A 15,383-nucleotide genomic window follows, 5' to 3' on the forward strand; every position below is an offset into this window, starting at 1 on the left:
CAAGCCCCATAAGCCTCATAAACCCCACAAGTAGTTTCTGCCCATTGCTGTTGAGCTCTTACAAAAAGCGCGCGGTGGAAGCCGCGCGCTTTTTTTTGCCTCTCGCGCTGCTTTCGTCTTCCCCTTCTCAACCCGCTTAAGTAGCGTTGCGCTTGCCAAGGGAGTAAGGATGATTGCCAGTCGCTTCATACCTGCCGCGTTGCTCGTTGCTCTGTTCTGGATGCTGACACCCGAGCTATCCGCCGAGCCGGTGCGCCTCACTGTTGACGCTGCGATTCAACGCGCTCTGCAGGTGAACTCCGACCTGGCGGCCGACTCAAAGCAGCTGGACATTGCGCAAGCCGCTCTACGACGCTCTGCCGCCCGCTTCCCAAGCAACCCCTACCTTAGCCTCGGTGCTTCCCGGCGCGCGGAAACCGGGGGTCGCCCCAACGTGTTTGTCTTCCTTTCTCAGGAGGTCGAGGTTGCAGGCCAGCGTGCTGCGCGGCTACGTGCCGCTCAGCACAATCTGCAACAGGAAAGTTGGAACCTGGCCCAAAAGCGCATAGCGTTGGCTGCCGATGTGAAAACCGCGTTCACGAAGGTTCTGAGCTGCGACCAGCGGCGCGAGGTGATTCGCGAGCAACTGGAGGTTGCGCGCAAACTGAGAGAGCTCGCTACGGTGGAGCGCGCCACGTTGAGCGAACGGATCGACCAGAACAACGCAGCCTTACAGATGGCCCGCTACGAGCGTGAGCTGTGGTCGACAGAGGAGGAGCGGGAGGCGGAACTGGACGCCCTTCGGCGATTGCTGGCACTTGATTGGTCGCAAGAAGTTGAGCTCGAAGGCCAACTCAGCGCCGACATTCGCCTTCTGCCAGCGGTCAATATTCTGGTTAACCAAGCTAAGGCTCAACGGGCCGATCTCCAGGCATTTAAAGAAGCCCTGGCCGCTGCCGACGCGCAAATTGAGGTATACCGACGGGAGCGTGTTCCCAACGTGACGTTGTCTGCATCCTATTCGCGCTTCGATAGTAGCGACTTTGGCGGCGGGGATGTCGGGTTGAGTCTGCCGCTGTTTCAAACCAAGGAAGCAGACATTCAAGAAGCGGTTGCGCAACGCCAAAAGATCGCGCTGCAAATGGAAGACCTGGAACGCAGCGTCGAACGTGACGTACAGCAAGCTTATCGAGCTTACATCTCCGCCGCGCGCGAAGTCCGCCTGTTCACCGAGCAGTTGCTCCCTTTGGCGGAGGAAAACGTTCGCCTTCAAGAACGCCTGCTCCAAAGAGACGAGGCGAATCGCTCGGAATGGCTCGCACAGAAGCTTGACGCGCTCGAACTACGAAAGGATTTTGCAGAAGCGCTACAAAAGCTGCACCTCGCTGGTGCGGAACTAGAACGAGCTGTCGGAGGTGACCTTGCCGGGGAGCAAAGCCACCCTGGCCCCTCCCCGGGCCCTTGAGAAACTCGATCGTCCCCCCACCGGTGGAGCAGCCCCCTTCTCGAGCAACGCGCGGCGAACACACCCGGCGTGATAGCCCAACGATATCTCCCGTCGGTTCTCGACCGCCTGGCTCGGTGCCTGTTCGGTGTTCACGTCAAGTGCCGCCGGAGAGCAATCCGCAACGCGGGCAACAACAAAGGCGCCCACACCCTCTCGGAAAGAAGCGTTACCGAGCTGGTTTCCGACACAATCGTGCCACCCACAGGAACACGAGCAGCAATCCGGGCGCAGGGAAGGTTTCGGCAGCTCCTTCCCTTCGAGTTACCGCGCAGCTTTCTTGAACGAATTCTTGTTGCACGCCGCATGGACCGATGGTGAGCGGTGTTCCCGGCGCCACGTCCATGGGCAACGGGGGATTGATGGCCAGTTCAGCACTGCCCGCACGCCGGATGAAACTTGTGCACGTTCGCACTTCTCCAATGCGGGTAATCTTTCCGGTCAGGGGTACCGTTTCCGGTTGGAGCACCACCACTCGATCAGAACCCTTGGCAGCCGGCTCTGCAACAACCGCGGTATTTGGACCTGGACTTACAGGCGTTGCCGTGGCCACGGAGGGCGATGGAGTGCCGCTGCCGCCAATCGTCGGAGTTCGCGTTACTGTGGGTGCAGTCGTCGGCGACACCCTAGGACTTGGCGTACGCGGAGTCGGCGTACGGGTGGTAACTACGACCGTCGGCGTACGGGTGGTAACTACGACCGTCGCCGTCCGGGTTGGTGTGAAGGCTCGCGTCACGGTCGGCGTGGGAGTGAGAGCTGCGCACCCAAAGTCAGGCGTGCGACAAACCCCTAGGCTAGCACCCGGCGTGGGCAGACTGCAATCCGCCGAGACCGCGCAAGAAAAGTCGGCAAAGTCTCCTCCATCGCAAAATCGGCCGGTCGAGGCACAAGAACCTCCTGGGCAATGGGCCGCGCGCAAGCAACCGAAACCACGAAAATCACCTGAGGTGCAAACCCTCTGGGTACCCACGCACGCGCTGCCAGTACCGCAGGTGCCCTCTCCAGCGGCCGTACGGCACGGATCGCCCGCGAAAGCACCACCTTGGCAAGTTCCCTCGGTACCGGTCCCGACACAAGTTCCACCAGGGCAGTCGCAGGGAAACCCATCAAACTCACCCCCATCGCAAACCCCTTGGATGACCACGCAAGCCCCAAAAGAGCTCGGGCAGGAAACGAAGCAATCGTCATCCGAAGTACACGCTTGACCGTCCCGCGGACCGCCACTGCACGCCAAGTCGCTGCTGACTTGCGCAACACCCGTCGCCGCCCACCACAAACCCAGTCCTGCTAGCAGTGCCGCTATCGTTGTTTTCACACCGGTTTCCCTCGCTCGTGCCTTCTTTCCCCGTGCGCACGCGTTAGTCAACTCAAGAATCCTCGGTCGAACGGAACGGCTTACGTAAGGTGCGCGTGGAGAAAAGTCAAACGGGAACAAGAGAACAGCCCCCGTGGAATGTAAAAAAGAAGATCCCCCGGGCATTCTGCAAAGTTCCGCCAAGAAGATGGCGCGACACGTGCGGAATGCCGAGCACATCCCCACCGAGACTCACGGGTGTAAACTCCGAACCTACCCACCACCTCCGCACACCTCCCCCAGTTTCTCCCAGCGCACCCAGGGGGGTGCCGCAAAGCAGCCGTACGACCGGACAACCGATGTTGACACGATTCCACTGTTTCGCAACACCCTTGCCGTACTAGGCTTTGAAATAACGCGCCGGAACACCGCCAGACCGCGGCAAGGGAGCAAGCCCAGAGATGAGCGAATACAGTGCTTGGTTCGAATGTATTAACGGCTGTCCGCAACGATTTAGTTTGTTCGAGATTATCTACCGCTGTCCCACGTGCGGGGATTTGCTCGACGTGCAACACGACATGGAGGCCCTGCGGCGCCGCTCCGCAGCCGCCTGGATGAAACTGTTCGACGAGCGCTACCGCCGCAATGACTTTCCCTACGGCTCCGGGGTGTGGGGAAAGAAAGAGTGGGTCGTGCCGTTTATTGCCAACGAGAACATCGTGTCGACATACGAGGGCGGCACGAACCTCCTTTGGGCCGAACGCTACGGGAAAATGCTCGGCGTGGAGGACCTGTGGGTCAAACAGTGCGGGAATTCACACACTGGATCCTTCAAAGACCTGGGCATGACCGTGCTCGTCTCCGTCGTCAAGCAAATGATTGCCGAAGGGCAAAACATTGCGGCCATTGCTTGTGCCTCGACCGGTGATACCTCCGCCGCGTTGGCCAATTACTGTGCCGCAGCGGGTATTCCCGCGGTCGTGCTTCTGCCCCGGAACAAGGTGTCGCCAGCGCAGTTGGTCCAACCGATCGCCAACGGTGCTCTGGTAGTCAGCCTGGACACTGACTTCGATGGTTGCATGGCCCTCGTGCAAGAGATCACCAAAGAAAAAACTGTCTACCTCGCCAACTCAATGAACAGCTTGCGCCTCGAAGGGCAAAAGACCGTGGCCATTGAACTGGTGCAGCAATTCGACTGGGAGGTTCCGGATTGGATCGTGATCCCCGGGGGTAACCTCGGTAACGTTAGCGCCTTGGGCAAAGGCTTTTTGATGATGAAGGAGCTCGGCTTGATCCAAAAGCTGCCTCGCATCGCCGTAGCGCAAGCCGCCAATGCCAACCCACTGTACCTTTCCTACCTAGATAACTTCCGCTCGTTTAAGCCTGTGCAAGCCAAAAAGACCTTGGCCAGCGCGATCCAGATCGGGAACCCTGTCAGTTACAAACGCGCCATCAAGGTGCTGCAGCAGTTCGATGGCGTTGTGGAACAAGCAACCGAAGCGGAACTTGCCGATGAAGCGGCGCTGGCGGACCGGACAGGAATGTTCAACTGCCCCCACACTGGAGTGGCCCTGGCGGTTTTTCGCAAACTCGTAGAGCGCAAGATCATTCGCTCAAACCAACGCGTGGTGGTGATCTCGACTGCACATGGGCTCAAGTTCTCCGAACAAAAAACGGCCTATCACCAGGGGCAGATTCCGGGCATCCAGCCCAAATACGCGAACCACCCGCTCGAGCTACCGCCGGACGTTCGCAAAGTCGTCGACGCGATCCGGAGATTTGCCGACAAAGTCCGACTCATGGAGGCCTAAATGGAAGAACCGCAGCGAAACGGTGGCGGGCCAAGCACCCGCGCTGTGCACGCGGGCGAAAGCCGTACCAAGCTTGCCCACGCCATTACGGAACCGATCGTCCAGACTGCCACATACACTTTCGCAAACTCAGCGGAAATCGCCGATCACTTTGAGGGCCGGATTCAACGGGAGGAATACGGCCGTTACGGTAACCCCACGCAACGCGTAGCCGAGAAGAAGATCGCGGCACTGGAGGGTGCGGAAGACGGACTGTTGTTTTCCAGCGGCATGGCCGCCATCACGACAACTCTCTTTGCCATGCTTGCCAAAGGTGCTCACGTCGTTGTGACAGACGACGCCTATCGCCGTACACGCCAGTTCTTGCACCAGGTGCTCCGCCGCTACGGAGTCGAGGTCTCGACTGTACCCGCTGGAGACTACGAGCGCATGGAAGAAGCGGTGCGGCAAACTACGCGGCTGATCTTCAGCGAATCGCCGACAAACCCCTACAATCGAGTGCTGGATTTAGAGAAGGTGGCGGACATTGGCCGGCGGCATCGCGTGAAGACCATCATCGACTCCACGTTTGCCACACCCATTAACCAGCGCCCGCTCGACTTTGGAATCGACGTGGTGATCCATTCAGCAACAAAATACTTGGGTGGACACAACGACCTGCTCGCCGGGGTGGTGTGTGGGTCGGCGGATTTGATTTCCGGAATTCGCGATTTGCAAGGCATCACTGGAGCTGTCGTCGATCCGTTCGCTGCCTACCTGTTGATCCGCGGCCTAAAAACTTTGGCTCTTCGCGTCGAGCGGCAAAACGCAAACGCAACCCGGATCGCGGAGTTTCTGGCCCGCCACCCAAAAGTCGAACGGGTGCACTACCCAGGGCTGCCGACACACCCGGAACACGAGGTCGCACGCCGACAAATGAAAGGCTTTGGCGGTGTGGTCTCCTTCGAAGTGCGCGGCGACTTAGCGACGGCCTCCCGCGTGGTCGACGCGTGCAAAATTCCGCGCATTGCGCCATCTCTAGGAGGCGTGGAAAGTCTCATCGAGCAACCTGCCCTGATGAGCTTCTACGAATTGACCACTGAGGAGCGGCTACAAATGGGCATCCGCGATAACCTTATTCGTTACTCCGTAGGAATCGAGGACGCCGACGACCTCATTGCCGATCTCGCCCAAGCTCTCGATCAGGCGTGACCGGCCTCCAGCGGCTCAGCCTTCTTCACTGGAACCTGCACGGCCTGCCGTTCACCCGGCGGTGGAAGCAGCGCTGCGCAGCGGTGGCACAAAGCGTGTCCGAGTTGCCTCGGACGCCGGACGTGCTCCTGTTTTGCGAAGTCTGGACTTGGCCTCGCTGGCGAGTGCTAAGCCAAGCCCTCTGGCCTACATTCGAGCCGCTGTCACCGCCGCGGAGCAACGGTTTGCTTCCCCCCGGAGGAATGGTTGCGTTTCGTTTTTCCGGCTCCCCATGGGCAAGGATCCGCGACCACTTTGAACCCTTTCGCCACCGCGGGCCGTGGTGGCGCCTGTGGGAGGGAGACGGTTTTGCCGGCAAAGGCACCCGTCGTCTGATTTTAGAATCAGAAGGCTTGTGTGTCGGCCTTATGCAAACTCACCTTCAGGCTCAATACGGGAGGCGCCGGTACACGGTCGTTCGCGACGCGCAACTCAAGCACTTGACCGCCTCAGGACGCCAGCTTGCTCGCGAAACCACAATTGTAGTCATCGCTGGAGACCTCAATACGCGGCCAACGGAGCAGAATTTCGCACGGAACCTCACCGAGTGGATGGATCTGACGGAATCTCTCCGGTTGGCGAGAACCGCCACAACCATTGCGGGGAAACCCAGCGAGTGGATTGATTATATCCTCGTGCACCAGTCTGCCGCACCGCTGATCGCTCGAACCAGCGTCCAGTTACTCTCCGCGAGCAGTGCCAATGGGCGGATCTCCGATCATCACGGCCTGTACACCTTGATCACACTCCTCCAACAGCCACGCGAGGCGTGCGGGTCTGCGCGCCCTATCCCGCAGCAGGGAACCTTGGGCGCGTCGGTGGCCAATCGCCAGAAATGAGTTGAGCGGTGGATGGAGCAGAAACGCGCGGTTGCCTAACGTACACGGTTAAACGATGCGCATTGTGGTTCTCGACGGCTTTACCCTAAACCCAGGAGACAATCCGTGGGATCCAGTTGCCGAGTTGGGAAAACTCATCGTCTACGACCGCACTCCAGCAGAACTGGTCGTCCAACGTGCGCGTGGCGCGGAAATCGTCCTCACGAATAAGACCAGGCTGACAGCGAGCACCCTCGATAAATTGCCCGACCTCCGTTTCATCAGTGTGCTCGCCACGGGTTACGACGTGGTGGATGTCTCTGCGGCACGGGAGCGTGGCATTGTGGTCAGCAACGTACCCGAGTACAGCACCGAGGCAGTAGCTCAACATACCTTCGCATTGCTGCTCGAGCTCTGCCATCGTGTAGGGCTGCACGATCAAGCAGTGCACGCCGGTTGCTGGTCGGCGTGCCCCGACTTTAGCTTTTGGCTTCAGGCACCCTTTGAGCTTGCTGGCTTAGTTCTCGGCATCGTTGGGTTCGGACGCATTGGACGCCGTGTGGCGCAGATTGCGGAGAGCTTTGGAATGTCCGTGGTTGCTTACGGTCCTCGCCGGCCAGCGGACCTCCCGGCACAGGTGAGTTGGGTGACGCTACAGGACTTGTTCCGGCTAGCGGACGTGGTCAGTCTCCACTGCCCGCTCACGCCGCAAAACGAGCGATTTGTCAATGAACCCTTGATTGCCTCGATGAAGCCAAGCGCATTCCTCATCAATACGGCTCGCGGAAAACTGGTCGACGAAGAAGCTCTCGCTCGCGCCCTTTGTGATGGACGCCTTGCCGGAGCAGCCGTCGACGTCGTGAGCGAAGAGCCGATTCGACCCGACAACCCTTTACTACGCGCACCCAACTGCATTATCACATCGCACTTGGCTTGGGCGAGCCTACCGGCGCGCCGCCGACTCATGCAGATCACAGCGGCAAACATTCAGGCGTTCCTTAGCGGACACCCCATCAACGTGGTCTCCTGACTTAAATCGATCGTCCAGCGATGAGGTCCCTTCCCGTCGACCTGTCCTCTCACAACCGCATTCTCGTAAAGGCCGTGAATTGGCTCGGCGATGTTGTGATGACCCTTCCTGCGATGTGGGCTTTGCGTCAGCGCTACCCAAGCGCGCATCTGGGCGTGTTGGTGCGTGCTGAGCTCGCGGACTTTTTCTCCGCCACGCCATGGATCGACAGCGTGATCCCTGACGGTTCAACTCAGGGCCGGCGATCGATTTCTTCCCGCTGGCGTCTCATCCGCCAGCTCCGCAATCAAGGTTGGGATGCCGGCATTCTTCTACCCCGAAGCTTTGAATCCGCCCTTTGGTTCTACCTCGCGCGGATCCCGATCCGCATTGGTGTGCCGGCACAGGCACGAAGTTGGATGCTTACCCATGCGGTCCCTGCCGACCTGAAGCGCCCGGACCGCCACCAAACGCTCAGCTACCTGGAGTTTGTGAGCCTTGCGGTCGGTTGTGCCCCGCGCGTCGACCCGCCGCCCACGTTCCTGCCTCGGCGTGAGGGGGAGCGGGAGCCTCTCAATAAGCCGTACGTGGTTCTTGCACCCGGCGCAGCCTACGGGCCGGCTAAACAGTGGCCCAGGGAACACTGGAGCAATCTCGCGACGCTCTTCGTCATGGAAGGTCTCCACGTCGCGTTGATCGGAACCCAGAGTGAGAGGGTTCTTTGCGACGAGGTCGCCGCTACGGCCGCCAACGGTTGCACCGTACTCGCCGGAAAAACTTCGCTGCTCGAACTCATGCGCCTACTGACCCAAAGCCGCGGCTTCGTCGGCAACGATTCTGGCGCCTCTCACTTGGCTGCGTTCCTCGGAGTCCCCACGGTTGCCATTTTCGGTTCCACCGACCCCGTCCGCACCGCCCCAATCGGAACACGCTGTGCGGTGCTGTACGATCCGCCCGGCTGTAGCCCTTGCCTTGCGCGCACCTGCCGGTTCGGTCACTACGAGTGCCTGCGGCGTATCACGCCAGACAAGGTTGTTGCCACATGGCAACGACTGGCGGAATGAACAGGGCCCCGTGCGGAAACGCAGTTGCCTCAGGGAAGTCTTTTCCCTGTGCCCGCTTGGAAGAGCGCATACCAATCACTCCTCTCCAACCGCACGCGAAACGCTTCTTGCACAGCCCGGATCCGCTCGATCTTCTGCGTCCCTACGATAGGAATTGCCCCTACCGGGTGCGCGAGGAGAAAGGCGAGCGCAACCGCAGCGCGCCCCACTCCGTGACGCTTCGCTAAATCGTCGAGAGTTTCTATCACCGGCACGAGTACGTTAGCGATTTTCTCTTTCTCTGCGCGCTCCCGGCTTAACAGCAGCTTGCCTCCGGCAAGTGGGCTCCACGCAATCAAACCCATTTGGCCCGTGTAGCACTGCTCGATCGTCCCATCGTGGACAACCAATGGCCAAATGCAGCTCCACTCACGTTGGTGTGCAAGCAAGCGGAAGGAAAGAAAGTGCTGCAGGACTGCGGATTGCGCAGGCGAGTAATTCGACACCCCAGCCTCACGAATTTTTCCACTTGCTCGAAGGTCTTCCAGAGCTCGAGCCGTCTCTTCTGGATGCGCAAGCAAATCCGGTCGATGCACGAAAAAGAGATCGATCACCTCGCACCGCAAACGGCGGAGCGAGGCTTCCGCGGCACGTATAAGGTGTTCCCGGGTCGCATTGTAAGGCACGCCTGGCACTACACCCGCCTTGGTTGCAATCACCATTCGCGGCCGGAGTGCGGGCGCTTCTTCCAACACTCTGCCGAACAACTCCTCAGCTTGTCCGCCGCCGTAAACGTCCGCATGGTCGAAGAGCTGAATTCCCACCTCCAGCGCAGCCTCGATCTTGCGCCGAGCCTCCGGAACTCCGCTTCCTGCCAACCGCCAGCAACCATAGCCAATGGGAAACACCCTCAACGAAGACGATCCTAAAGCTCGCGGCTCTGCGCAAATGGTGAGCGGGTCCATCGAACCTTCCCCGGAATGCAAGGGCCAAATGCCGGCGGGCCTAACGCTCCCGGCACCTACCGACTCGGTCAGCCTATTGCATATCAAGTGGCCTCACGGTTTGCACAAGCGACGAAGACTTACCCACGGCAATGGCCACTACCTCGTTTCCAATTGCAACCGCCTCTGCACCCTTGGTCTCGGTGCTCTTGCCGGTGCGTAACGGCGCCCGCACTCTCGCCGCGGCACTGCAAAGCGTTCGGAAGCAGCAGGGGGTTGCTTGGGAGTGCGTCTGTATCGACGACAACTCGACCGACGAGACTCCGGCAATTCTCGCGCACTTCGCTCGCATGGATTGCCGGTTTCGCTGGTTCCCGTCCCCGGGAACCGGCATCGTGGAGGCCTTGCAGTTCGGGCTTACTCACTGCCGCGGCAACTTGATCGCCCGCATGGATGCCGACGACGTCATGCACCCGCGCCGCCTCGCAGAGCAAGCGGGAGTGTTCGCTCGTGAGCCCCACATCCTCGGCGTAGCCTGCCGGGTTCGCGCCTTCCCCGTGTATGCCGTTGGAACTGGTTTTCAGCGTTACCTGGCCTGGCTCGACACTTTGGTCACATCTGAGGCCATATGGCGTGAGCGCTTCATCGAATGTCCGGTCGTCCACCCGACCCTGATGTGGAGTTGCTCGACTCTCCAGCGATTTCCCTATCGAGAAACGACTTGGCCGGAAGACTACGACCTTATCTTGCGTATCCTCGAAAGTGGAGGCCGTATTGCTTGCCTGCCCGAACGACTGCACTTCTGGCGGATGCACTCTTTAAAGACCAGCCTGAACAGCGCCCGCTATAGTCTGGAGGAGTTTACGCGGTGCAAGGCCCATTACCTTGCCCGCGGTCCCTTAAGCGGTAACGACGAATACGTGCTTTGGGGCTACGGCCGTACAGGTCGTCGACTGTGCCGAGCGCTGTGGAGCGAGGGCAAACGGCCACGTGCCGTAATCGACGTCCACCCGAGAAGGCTTGGCGTCATCGTAGCCGGCGCACCCGTCGTGTCGCCCGAGGCACTTCCGAGCTTGGCCGATCTCCCGCTGCTCGTCAGTGTGGCCAACACCGCTGCTCGCGCCCAGATCCGCAAATTTCTGCAGCGCAGTTCACGACAGGAAGGCCGCGACTGGTGGTTTACCGCTTGAGCCGAGAGCCTATGGGGATCGGCCCCGTTCAGCCGTCGAGGAAGGGCCGAACTCTTTTTTGCATCTGCTCTTGCTTTCGACCGAGGGACGGAGTAGAAGCGGAAGCCACACTTCGGTTGAAAAGCCATGCCAGCGAGATTGTCGCCTACAGCGCTCGAAGAAGAAGCGTTCCTCCGTTGGGTCCGTCCTCCCCGTCAGGGGCGAACGCGGGAGCAGCTCGGGCGCATCTTGGAAGCTGCTGAAGGATTGATTTCGCGCCGTGGGTTCGACGACACCTCTGTGGTCGAAATTGCCCGTGTGGCGGGCACTTCTGTTGGCGGCTTTTACCGTCGATTCCCCACTAAAGGCGCGCTCCTCCACGCGTTACACGAGAGATTTTGTGCCGAAGCCAAGGAGACAGCGAGCTCGGTTTTGGATCCTGCTCGGTGGCAAGGAGTTCCCACGTTGAGCGTGTTCCAAGCTTTGGTGGACTTTCTTATTGGGATCTATAATGAGCGGCGCGGCTTGTTTCGGGCATTCATCGTGCGCGCGATCACTGATCCCACCACGAACAAGCGGAATCGCGAGCTCTTCGAGTTTCTCGCGGAGAAGATGTCCGCCCTCTTGACAGAACGGCGCAAGGATATTGACCACCCAGATCCGACGCTCGGGGCGCGATTTGTGCTGCGAATGATGTTCGGTACACTCAACCACTTCCTCGTTGTGGCGGACGAATGGAATAGCTTCACAGAGAAAACTCTGCGCCAAGAACTGGCCCGTGCTTTCCGGGCTTATCTCGGGGTACGGCCCCCGTACGTGGCCCAGAGGAGGCGGGCATGACTCGAGCAACGGTCCGCAACTTTCTGACAGGATGCACTATATCCGCTGTGCGAACCCGGGGAGTCGCCTTCCCGGTTGATCGCCAGCGGCGACGAGCTGCCCGACCGCGCGAGTGCTGACGCGCTCGCACCCCTCCCACCCCTGCCCCCAATGTGCGAGGGGGGTCGGGCACCTGTTCAAGCGGGGACGAGACCGTAGCCCTCGTCCCCGCAGCTTTATCTTGATCTGCCGCTTCCCATTGGACCTGCACGTTGAACCCGCGCACTTGACCTTTTCCTGACGAGATACACCCCCGACGACGGTTCGCTGTTGCGCTCTGCCTCGCGAGGATTCGTACTTGTCAGCGAGCGAATTGTGTGCGGCCAACCACCCCAGCAATCCGCCGGGTGAGCAAGCGCGGCGTGATTCCGGTAAGCAGTGCCATCGCCTTGTATGGCGCGCCCGGCACGACCACCACTTGCCCCTGCCGCAACGCTGCGAGCGATGCATCCACCACTTCTTCTGGGCTCATCCAGAGAAAGGCTGGCAAGCGCGAAACGTGTAAGCCCGCCCGTTGCTGAAACTCTGTGCGTGTAAAGCCCGGGCACAGTGCCTGTACTTTAACGCCGGTTCCGCGAAGTTCTTCCGCGAGTGCCTCGGTAAAACTTGTCACATAGGCTTTGGTCGCCCCGTACGTTGCGTTAAAGGGCATCGGCTGAAAAGAGGCCAGCGAAGAAACGTTAATAATTGCTCCTTGCCCGCGTTCCACCATGCTCGGCAAGGCCGCATGCGTCAGACGTACGAGTGCCACGACATTTAGCCGGATCTCTTCTTCCTCGCGCTCGATATCGAGCTTCCAGAACGAACCAAATGTTCCGAAGCCGGCGTTGTTGACCAACAAATCCAATCCCCGAGCGGCTTTTTCCACTTGCGCACACTGCGCTGGCTTGGTCAGATCGGCTGGCAGCACGTCCACCTCGACCCCGTGCTCCTGTTTGAGCTCCTTGGCCCGGGCTTCCAGCCGCTTTTGGTCTCGAGCGACGAGAATCAGGTCGAAGCTGTCGCGCGCAAGCCGCGCTGCAAACGCGGCACCAATTCCTGCCGATGCCCCCGTCACTAACGCCTTCTGTCGTTTCGACGCTGGTTTTGCCGCCATGACCATCTCCTTCGCCCTGAATTACCGCCCGTGGAACCGCGGCTCGCGCTTCTCCAACATCGCCTGCACACCCTCGCGAGCGTCCTCACTGGTAAATGTCCAACTCTGCTGCAGCGATTCGAAGTCGAGCATCTCCTCCAATGTGTGGCGGATTCCTCGGTATATCGCCCGTTTTGTGAGCCGCACTGCTAGTGGCCCGGCGCTTGCCATTTCCTTTGCCCACGCTGCCACCTGCGTTTCGAAGTCTTCCGGCGTAGCAATCCTGTCGACAAGCCCGAGGCGGTAAGCCTCCTCCGCGTCCACAATCCGGCCCGAAAAAAGCAAATCACAAGCTCGCGATGTGCCGACAAGCCGCGGCAAAAAGTAGGTTGCCCCCATGCCTGGGTGAATACCCAACCGCGTGAACGTAAAGCCAATCTTTGCTGCGCGCGAGGCAATCCGTAGATCACATGCGAGTGCGAGGCATGCACCGGCACCAACGGCGTGCCCGTTGATCGCAGCAATCGTCGGCATCGGCAGGCGAACGATGGAAAGATAACGGTCATAAAACTCGCGCGGAGAACCTGCCATTGTCGGGCCTTCTGTCCCGCTCAGTAGGCCGGTATCGCGCGCAAGCATTCCAAGGTCTCCCCCTGAGCTGAAAGCCTTACCCTCACCACGCAGCACAACTACACGCACAGAACGGTCTTCTCGCAGCTCGCCGACCACCCGAGCCAGCTCCTCACCCATCGCAGGTGTCATCGAATTGCGAGTCTCCGGACGATTCAGCGCAATCGTAACGATCCCTTCCTCCGAACGAATCACCTTCAGATGCTCGTACATCGCCGCTCCTCTGACCATCGTGATCAAACGCTGTCCTTGCGCATCGAGCACAGCTTCGACAACATCAAGCCCCATCCACGCATTATGCGCAAGGGTACCGCTCTTTTGCTTTGGCTGGCGCTCCCCCTGCTCCTACTTGGCATTTGGCTTTCAGGGGTCCGACTGACTGGACAGATCTTCTGCGAGAAGTTCAGTGCCCTACCACTTACCTCCGGTGGGACCTCTGTAAGCTGTCACCCAGCGTCCTGGATTTGGCCGCGGATCCGCCTCTGGAACCTTCGGTCCAGCGCACTTGTAAGCGGCGGTTCCTTCGAGCTCCGCTGGAGCGTGCCCGAAGCGGTACTCACACTCGATGAAGAATGCAGTTGGGAGATCGGCACCTTTTGCTTTCGTGCCCGCATTCACCAGCCAACCCTGGTTGTTCACGCAGTCGCGGGAAAGGAGCAAACGGCCTTTCCGACCCTGGCTCTTCCTCTTTTTCAGGAACTCGCCTCAGCTTCACTGGTAGGTCGCCAACTGGCTTTGGAGATCGACGAAGGCACGATCGACTTCGACGCAGGGGAAAATTCCGGAGGTCGGCAGCCGGTCGTTCGTGATCTGCGAGGTAGCTTGGAGCCTAAGGCGGAGAACGCTTTGCGGCTTGTCTGGGGCGGGCGCGTTGGCGGCGCTGGCTCCCCGGCGCGTGCGAATCTTGCGCTCGCTTTCGCCGCTGGTGCGACGAAGATCGAGCTAGCCGGAAGCTGGCGAGTCTTTCCCGGCCTACTCCTCGAAGTTCCGAATTCGCGAATAGAAATCGCCGAGGGAGGCGTTTCCTTGCGGGAAGTTCACTTGCGGCTCAATGGAGCACCAGTGAACTTATCGGGAACGATTGGCTGGAACGAAGACCAGCCGCGCAGCCTCGCGATGGAGTGGCGGAAGATTCAGATCGGTCCCCTCATCGATGCCCTGTGGGCTGATTTGCGCGGAACCTTGCAAGGGGAACTCGCGGGTACGCTACGGGCGGTACCTCCGCCTTGTGGGCGTTTTCTGGATCCCTCACACTGGACTGTCGAGGCGCACCTCAGTGCCCGGCGTCTTCATTGGAGTGGCGTGAATCTGCTTTACGGGCTCCTGTCGACCGCTTACCACGGCCTCAGCGGCGACAAGGAGCGGCTTTTGCCGCAAGCGCTCCGCCAAACTTTCCCGAGCGAGTTACTGCTCGCCGAGACCGTCATCGAGCGTGCCGAAGCTTCGCTTCAATTCGAGAGGGCGCGCCTGACAATTGCCTCTCTGAACCTACACGGCTTCCATTTCGACATCGCAGGGAGCGGGACAATTACAGCGGAGACGGGTGTGCCGGAAGTCGCGGCCAATTTCACACTCGCAACCAGTCCCCGCCTGAGCGCTGAGTTGTGCAGAGCAGCAACGGAGTACTGCAACCTAACCACGGCAAACGAAACGTTGCGCTTGCACTACCGCTGGCAGGGCAACCCAAACGAGAGCCTGCCTGAATGGCTTCCAGAGGCCAGCCCTTAAGTTCACCCCAGGACCAGGAGCCCGGCCCTTTTGGCGCTGAGAGAGGAAACCGAAAAATACCTTCCTCTCTCAGTCATCGCTTCGCTTAGATCCTCGGCCGATCACGGGTAGCAGGTCAGGCGCAGCATGCTGGATTTTTTCTTCGGTCGTGGCAGGGTGCCGTCGAAGGCCGTGGTGCGGATCACCACCCGCCGCTTGGCACGGTCCTTGGCCGTCTGGACCACCAGCGCCTTCATCGCCAGCGGCTGGCTGCACCAGTCGGTCTGCGCC

The 15,383-nt window shown here is 60.0% G+C and carries 13 protein-coding genes; 9 read left to right on the top strand and 4 right to left on the bottom strand.

Features of this window, described 5'->3' with window-relative positions; genetic code table 11:
* The first annotated feature begins 169 nt into the window (after positions 1 to 169).
* Positions 170 to 1,444 carry a TolC family protein gene (locus N3C12_14495; GenBank protein ID MCX8073636.1) on the top strand — a complete coding sequence of 425 codons (1,275 nt, stop codon included), beginning with the start codon at positions 170 to 172 and terminating at the stop codon, positions 1,442 to 1,444.
* Between the two features lie 208 nt (positions 1,445 to 1,652).
* On the opposite strand, the gene N3C12_14500 is transcribed toward N3C12_14495, so the two are convergent.
* Positions 1,653 to 1,958 carry a hypothetical protein gene (locus tag N3C12_14500; protein MCX8073637.1) on the bottom strand — a complete coding sequence of 102 codons (306 nt, stop codon included), beginning with the start codon at positions 1,956 to 1,958 and terminating at the stop codon, positions 1,653 to 1,655.
* A gap of 1,280 nt (positions 1,959 to 3,238) precedes the next feature.
* Here N3C12_14500 and thrC point away from each other — a divergent pair.
* Genes thrC through waaF form a run of 5 tightly spaced genes read left to right on the top strand, consistent with a single transcriptional unit; the run spans position 3,239 to position 8,709 of the window.
* Positions 3,239 to 4,588, top strand: coding sequence for a threonine synthase (thrC, locus tag N3C12_14505; GenBank protein MCX8073638.1), 1,350 nt, complete (start codon positions 3,239 to 3,241; stop codon positions 4,586 to 4,588).
* Positions 4,589 to 5,779: an aminotransferase class I/II-fold pyridoxal phosphate-dependent enzyme gene (locus N3C12_14510; GenBank protein ID MCX8073639.1), complete on the top strand. Its 1,191-nt coding sequence runs from the start codon at positions 4,589 to 4,591 to the stop codon at positions 5,777 to 5,779.
* Positions 5,776 to 6,657, top strand: a complete 882-nt coding sequence (locus tag N3C12_14515; GenBank protein MCX8073640.1) for an endonuclease/exonuclease/phosphatase family protein — start codon at positions 5,776 to 5,778, stop codon at positions 6,655 to 6,657. The genes N3C12_14510 and N3C12_14515 overlap by 4 nt, the downstream gene beginning before the upstream one ends.
* Positions 6,658 to 6,712: 55 nt before the next feature.
* Positions 6,713 to 7,666, top strand: a complete 954-nt coding sequence (locus N3C12_14520; protein ID MCX8073641.1) for a D-2-hydroxyacid dehydrogenase — start codon at positions 6,713 to 6,715, stop codon at positions 7,664 to 7,666.
* 20 nt (positions 7,667 to 7,686) lie between these two features.
* Entirely contained in the window at positions 7,687 to 8,709 is a 1,023-nt protein-coding gene (gene waaF, locus N3C12_14525) for a lipopolysaccharide heptosyltransferase II (GenBank protein ID MCX8073642.1), read from the top strand.
* A 29-nt stretch (positions 8,710 to 8,738) separates the two neighbouring features.
* Here waaF and N3C12_14530 read toward each other — a convergent pair whose 3' ends face one another.
* Positions 8,739 to 9,653, bottom strand: a complete 915-nt coding sequence (locus N3C12_14530; protein MCX8073643.1) for an aldo/keto reductase — start codon at positions 9,651 to 9,653, stop codon at positions 8,739 to 8,741.
* 131 nt (positions 9,654 to 9,784) lie between these two features.
* Here N3C12_14530 and N3C12_14535 point away from each other — a divergent pair, with 131 nt between their 5' ends.
* Both N3C12_14535 and N3C12_14540 read left to right on the top strand, forming a co-directional pair.
* Complete coding sequence (locus N3C12_14535) at positions 9,785 to 10,822, top strand: glycosyltransferase (protein ID MCX8073644.1); 1,038 nt, start codon at positions 9,785 to 9,787, stop codon at positions 10,820 to 10,822.
* Positions 10,823 to 10,948: 126 nt separating this feature from the next.
* On the top strand, positions 10,949 to 11,641 hold the full coding sequence (locus N3C12_14540; GenBank protein ID MCX8073645.1) for a TetR/AcrR family transcriptional regulator: 693 nt from the start codon (positions 10,949 to 10,951) through the stop codon (positions 11,639 to 11,641).
* A gap of 340 nt (positions 11,642 to 11,981) precedes the next feature.
* Here N3C12_14540 and N3C12_14545 read toward each other — a convergent pair whose 3' ends face one another.
* Together N3C12_14545 and N3C12_14550 are read right to left on the bottom strand one after the other, a co-directional pair.
* The gene (locus N3C12_14545; GenBank protein MCX8073646.1) at positions 11,982 to 12,776 is read right to left on the bottom strand and encodes an SDR family oxidoreductase; all 795 of its coding nucleotides are present in this window, start codon (positions 12,774 to 12,776) and stop codon (positions 11,982 to 11,984) included.
* A 21-nt stretch (positions 12,777 to 12,797) separates the two neighbouring features.
* Positions 12,798 to 13,598, bottom strand: coding sequence for an enoyl-CoA hydratase/isomerase family protein (locus N3C12_14550; GenBank protein ID MCX8073647.1), 801 nt, complete (start codon positions 13,596 to 13,598; stop codon positions 12,798 to 12,800).
* On the opposite strand from N3C12_14550, the gene N3C12_14555 reads away from it, so the two are divergent.
* Positions 13,587 to 15,113 (top strand): hypothetical protein, encoded by a 1,527-nt coding sequence (locus N3C12_14555; protein MCX8073648.1) that lies wholly within the window; start codon positions 13,587 to 13,589, stop codon positions 15,111 to 15,113. The genes N3C12_14550 and N3C12_14555 overlap by 12 nt on opposite strands.
* The last annotated feature ends 270 nt before the right edge of the window (positions 15,114 to 15,383 follow it).

This window comes from Candidatus Binatia bacterium, assembly GCA_026415395.1.
Classification (GTDB): domain Bacteria; phylum Desulfobacterota; class Binatia; order HRBIN30; family HRBIN30; genus HRBIN30.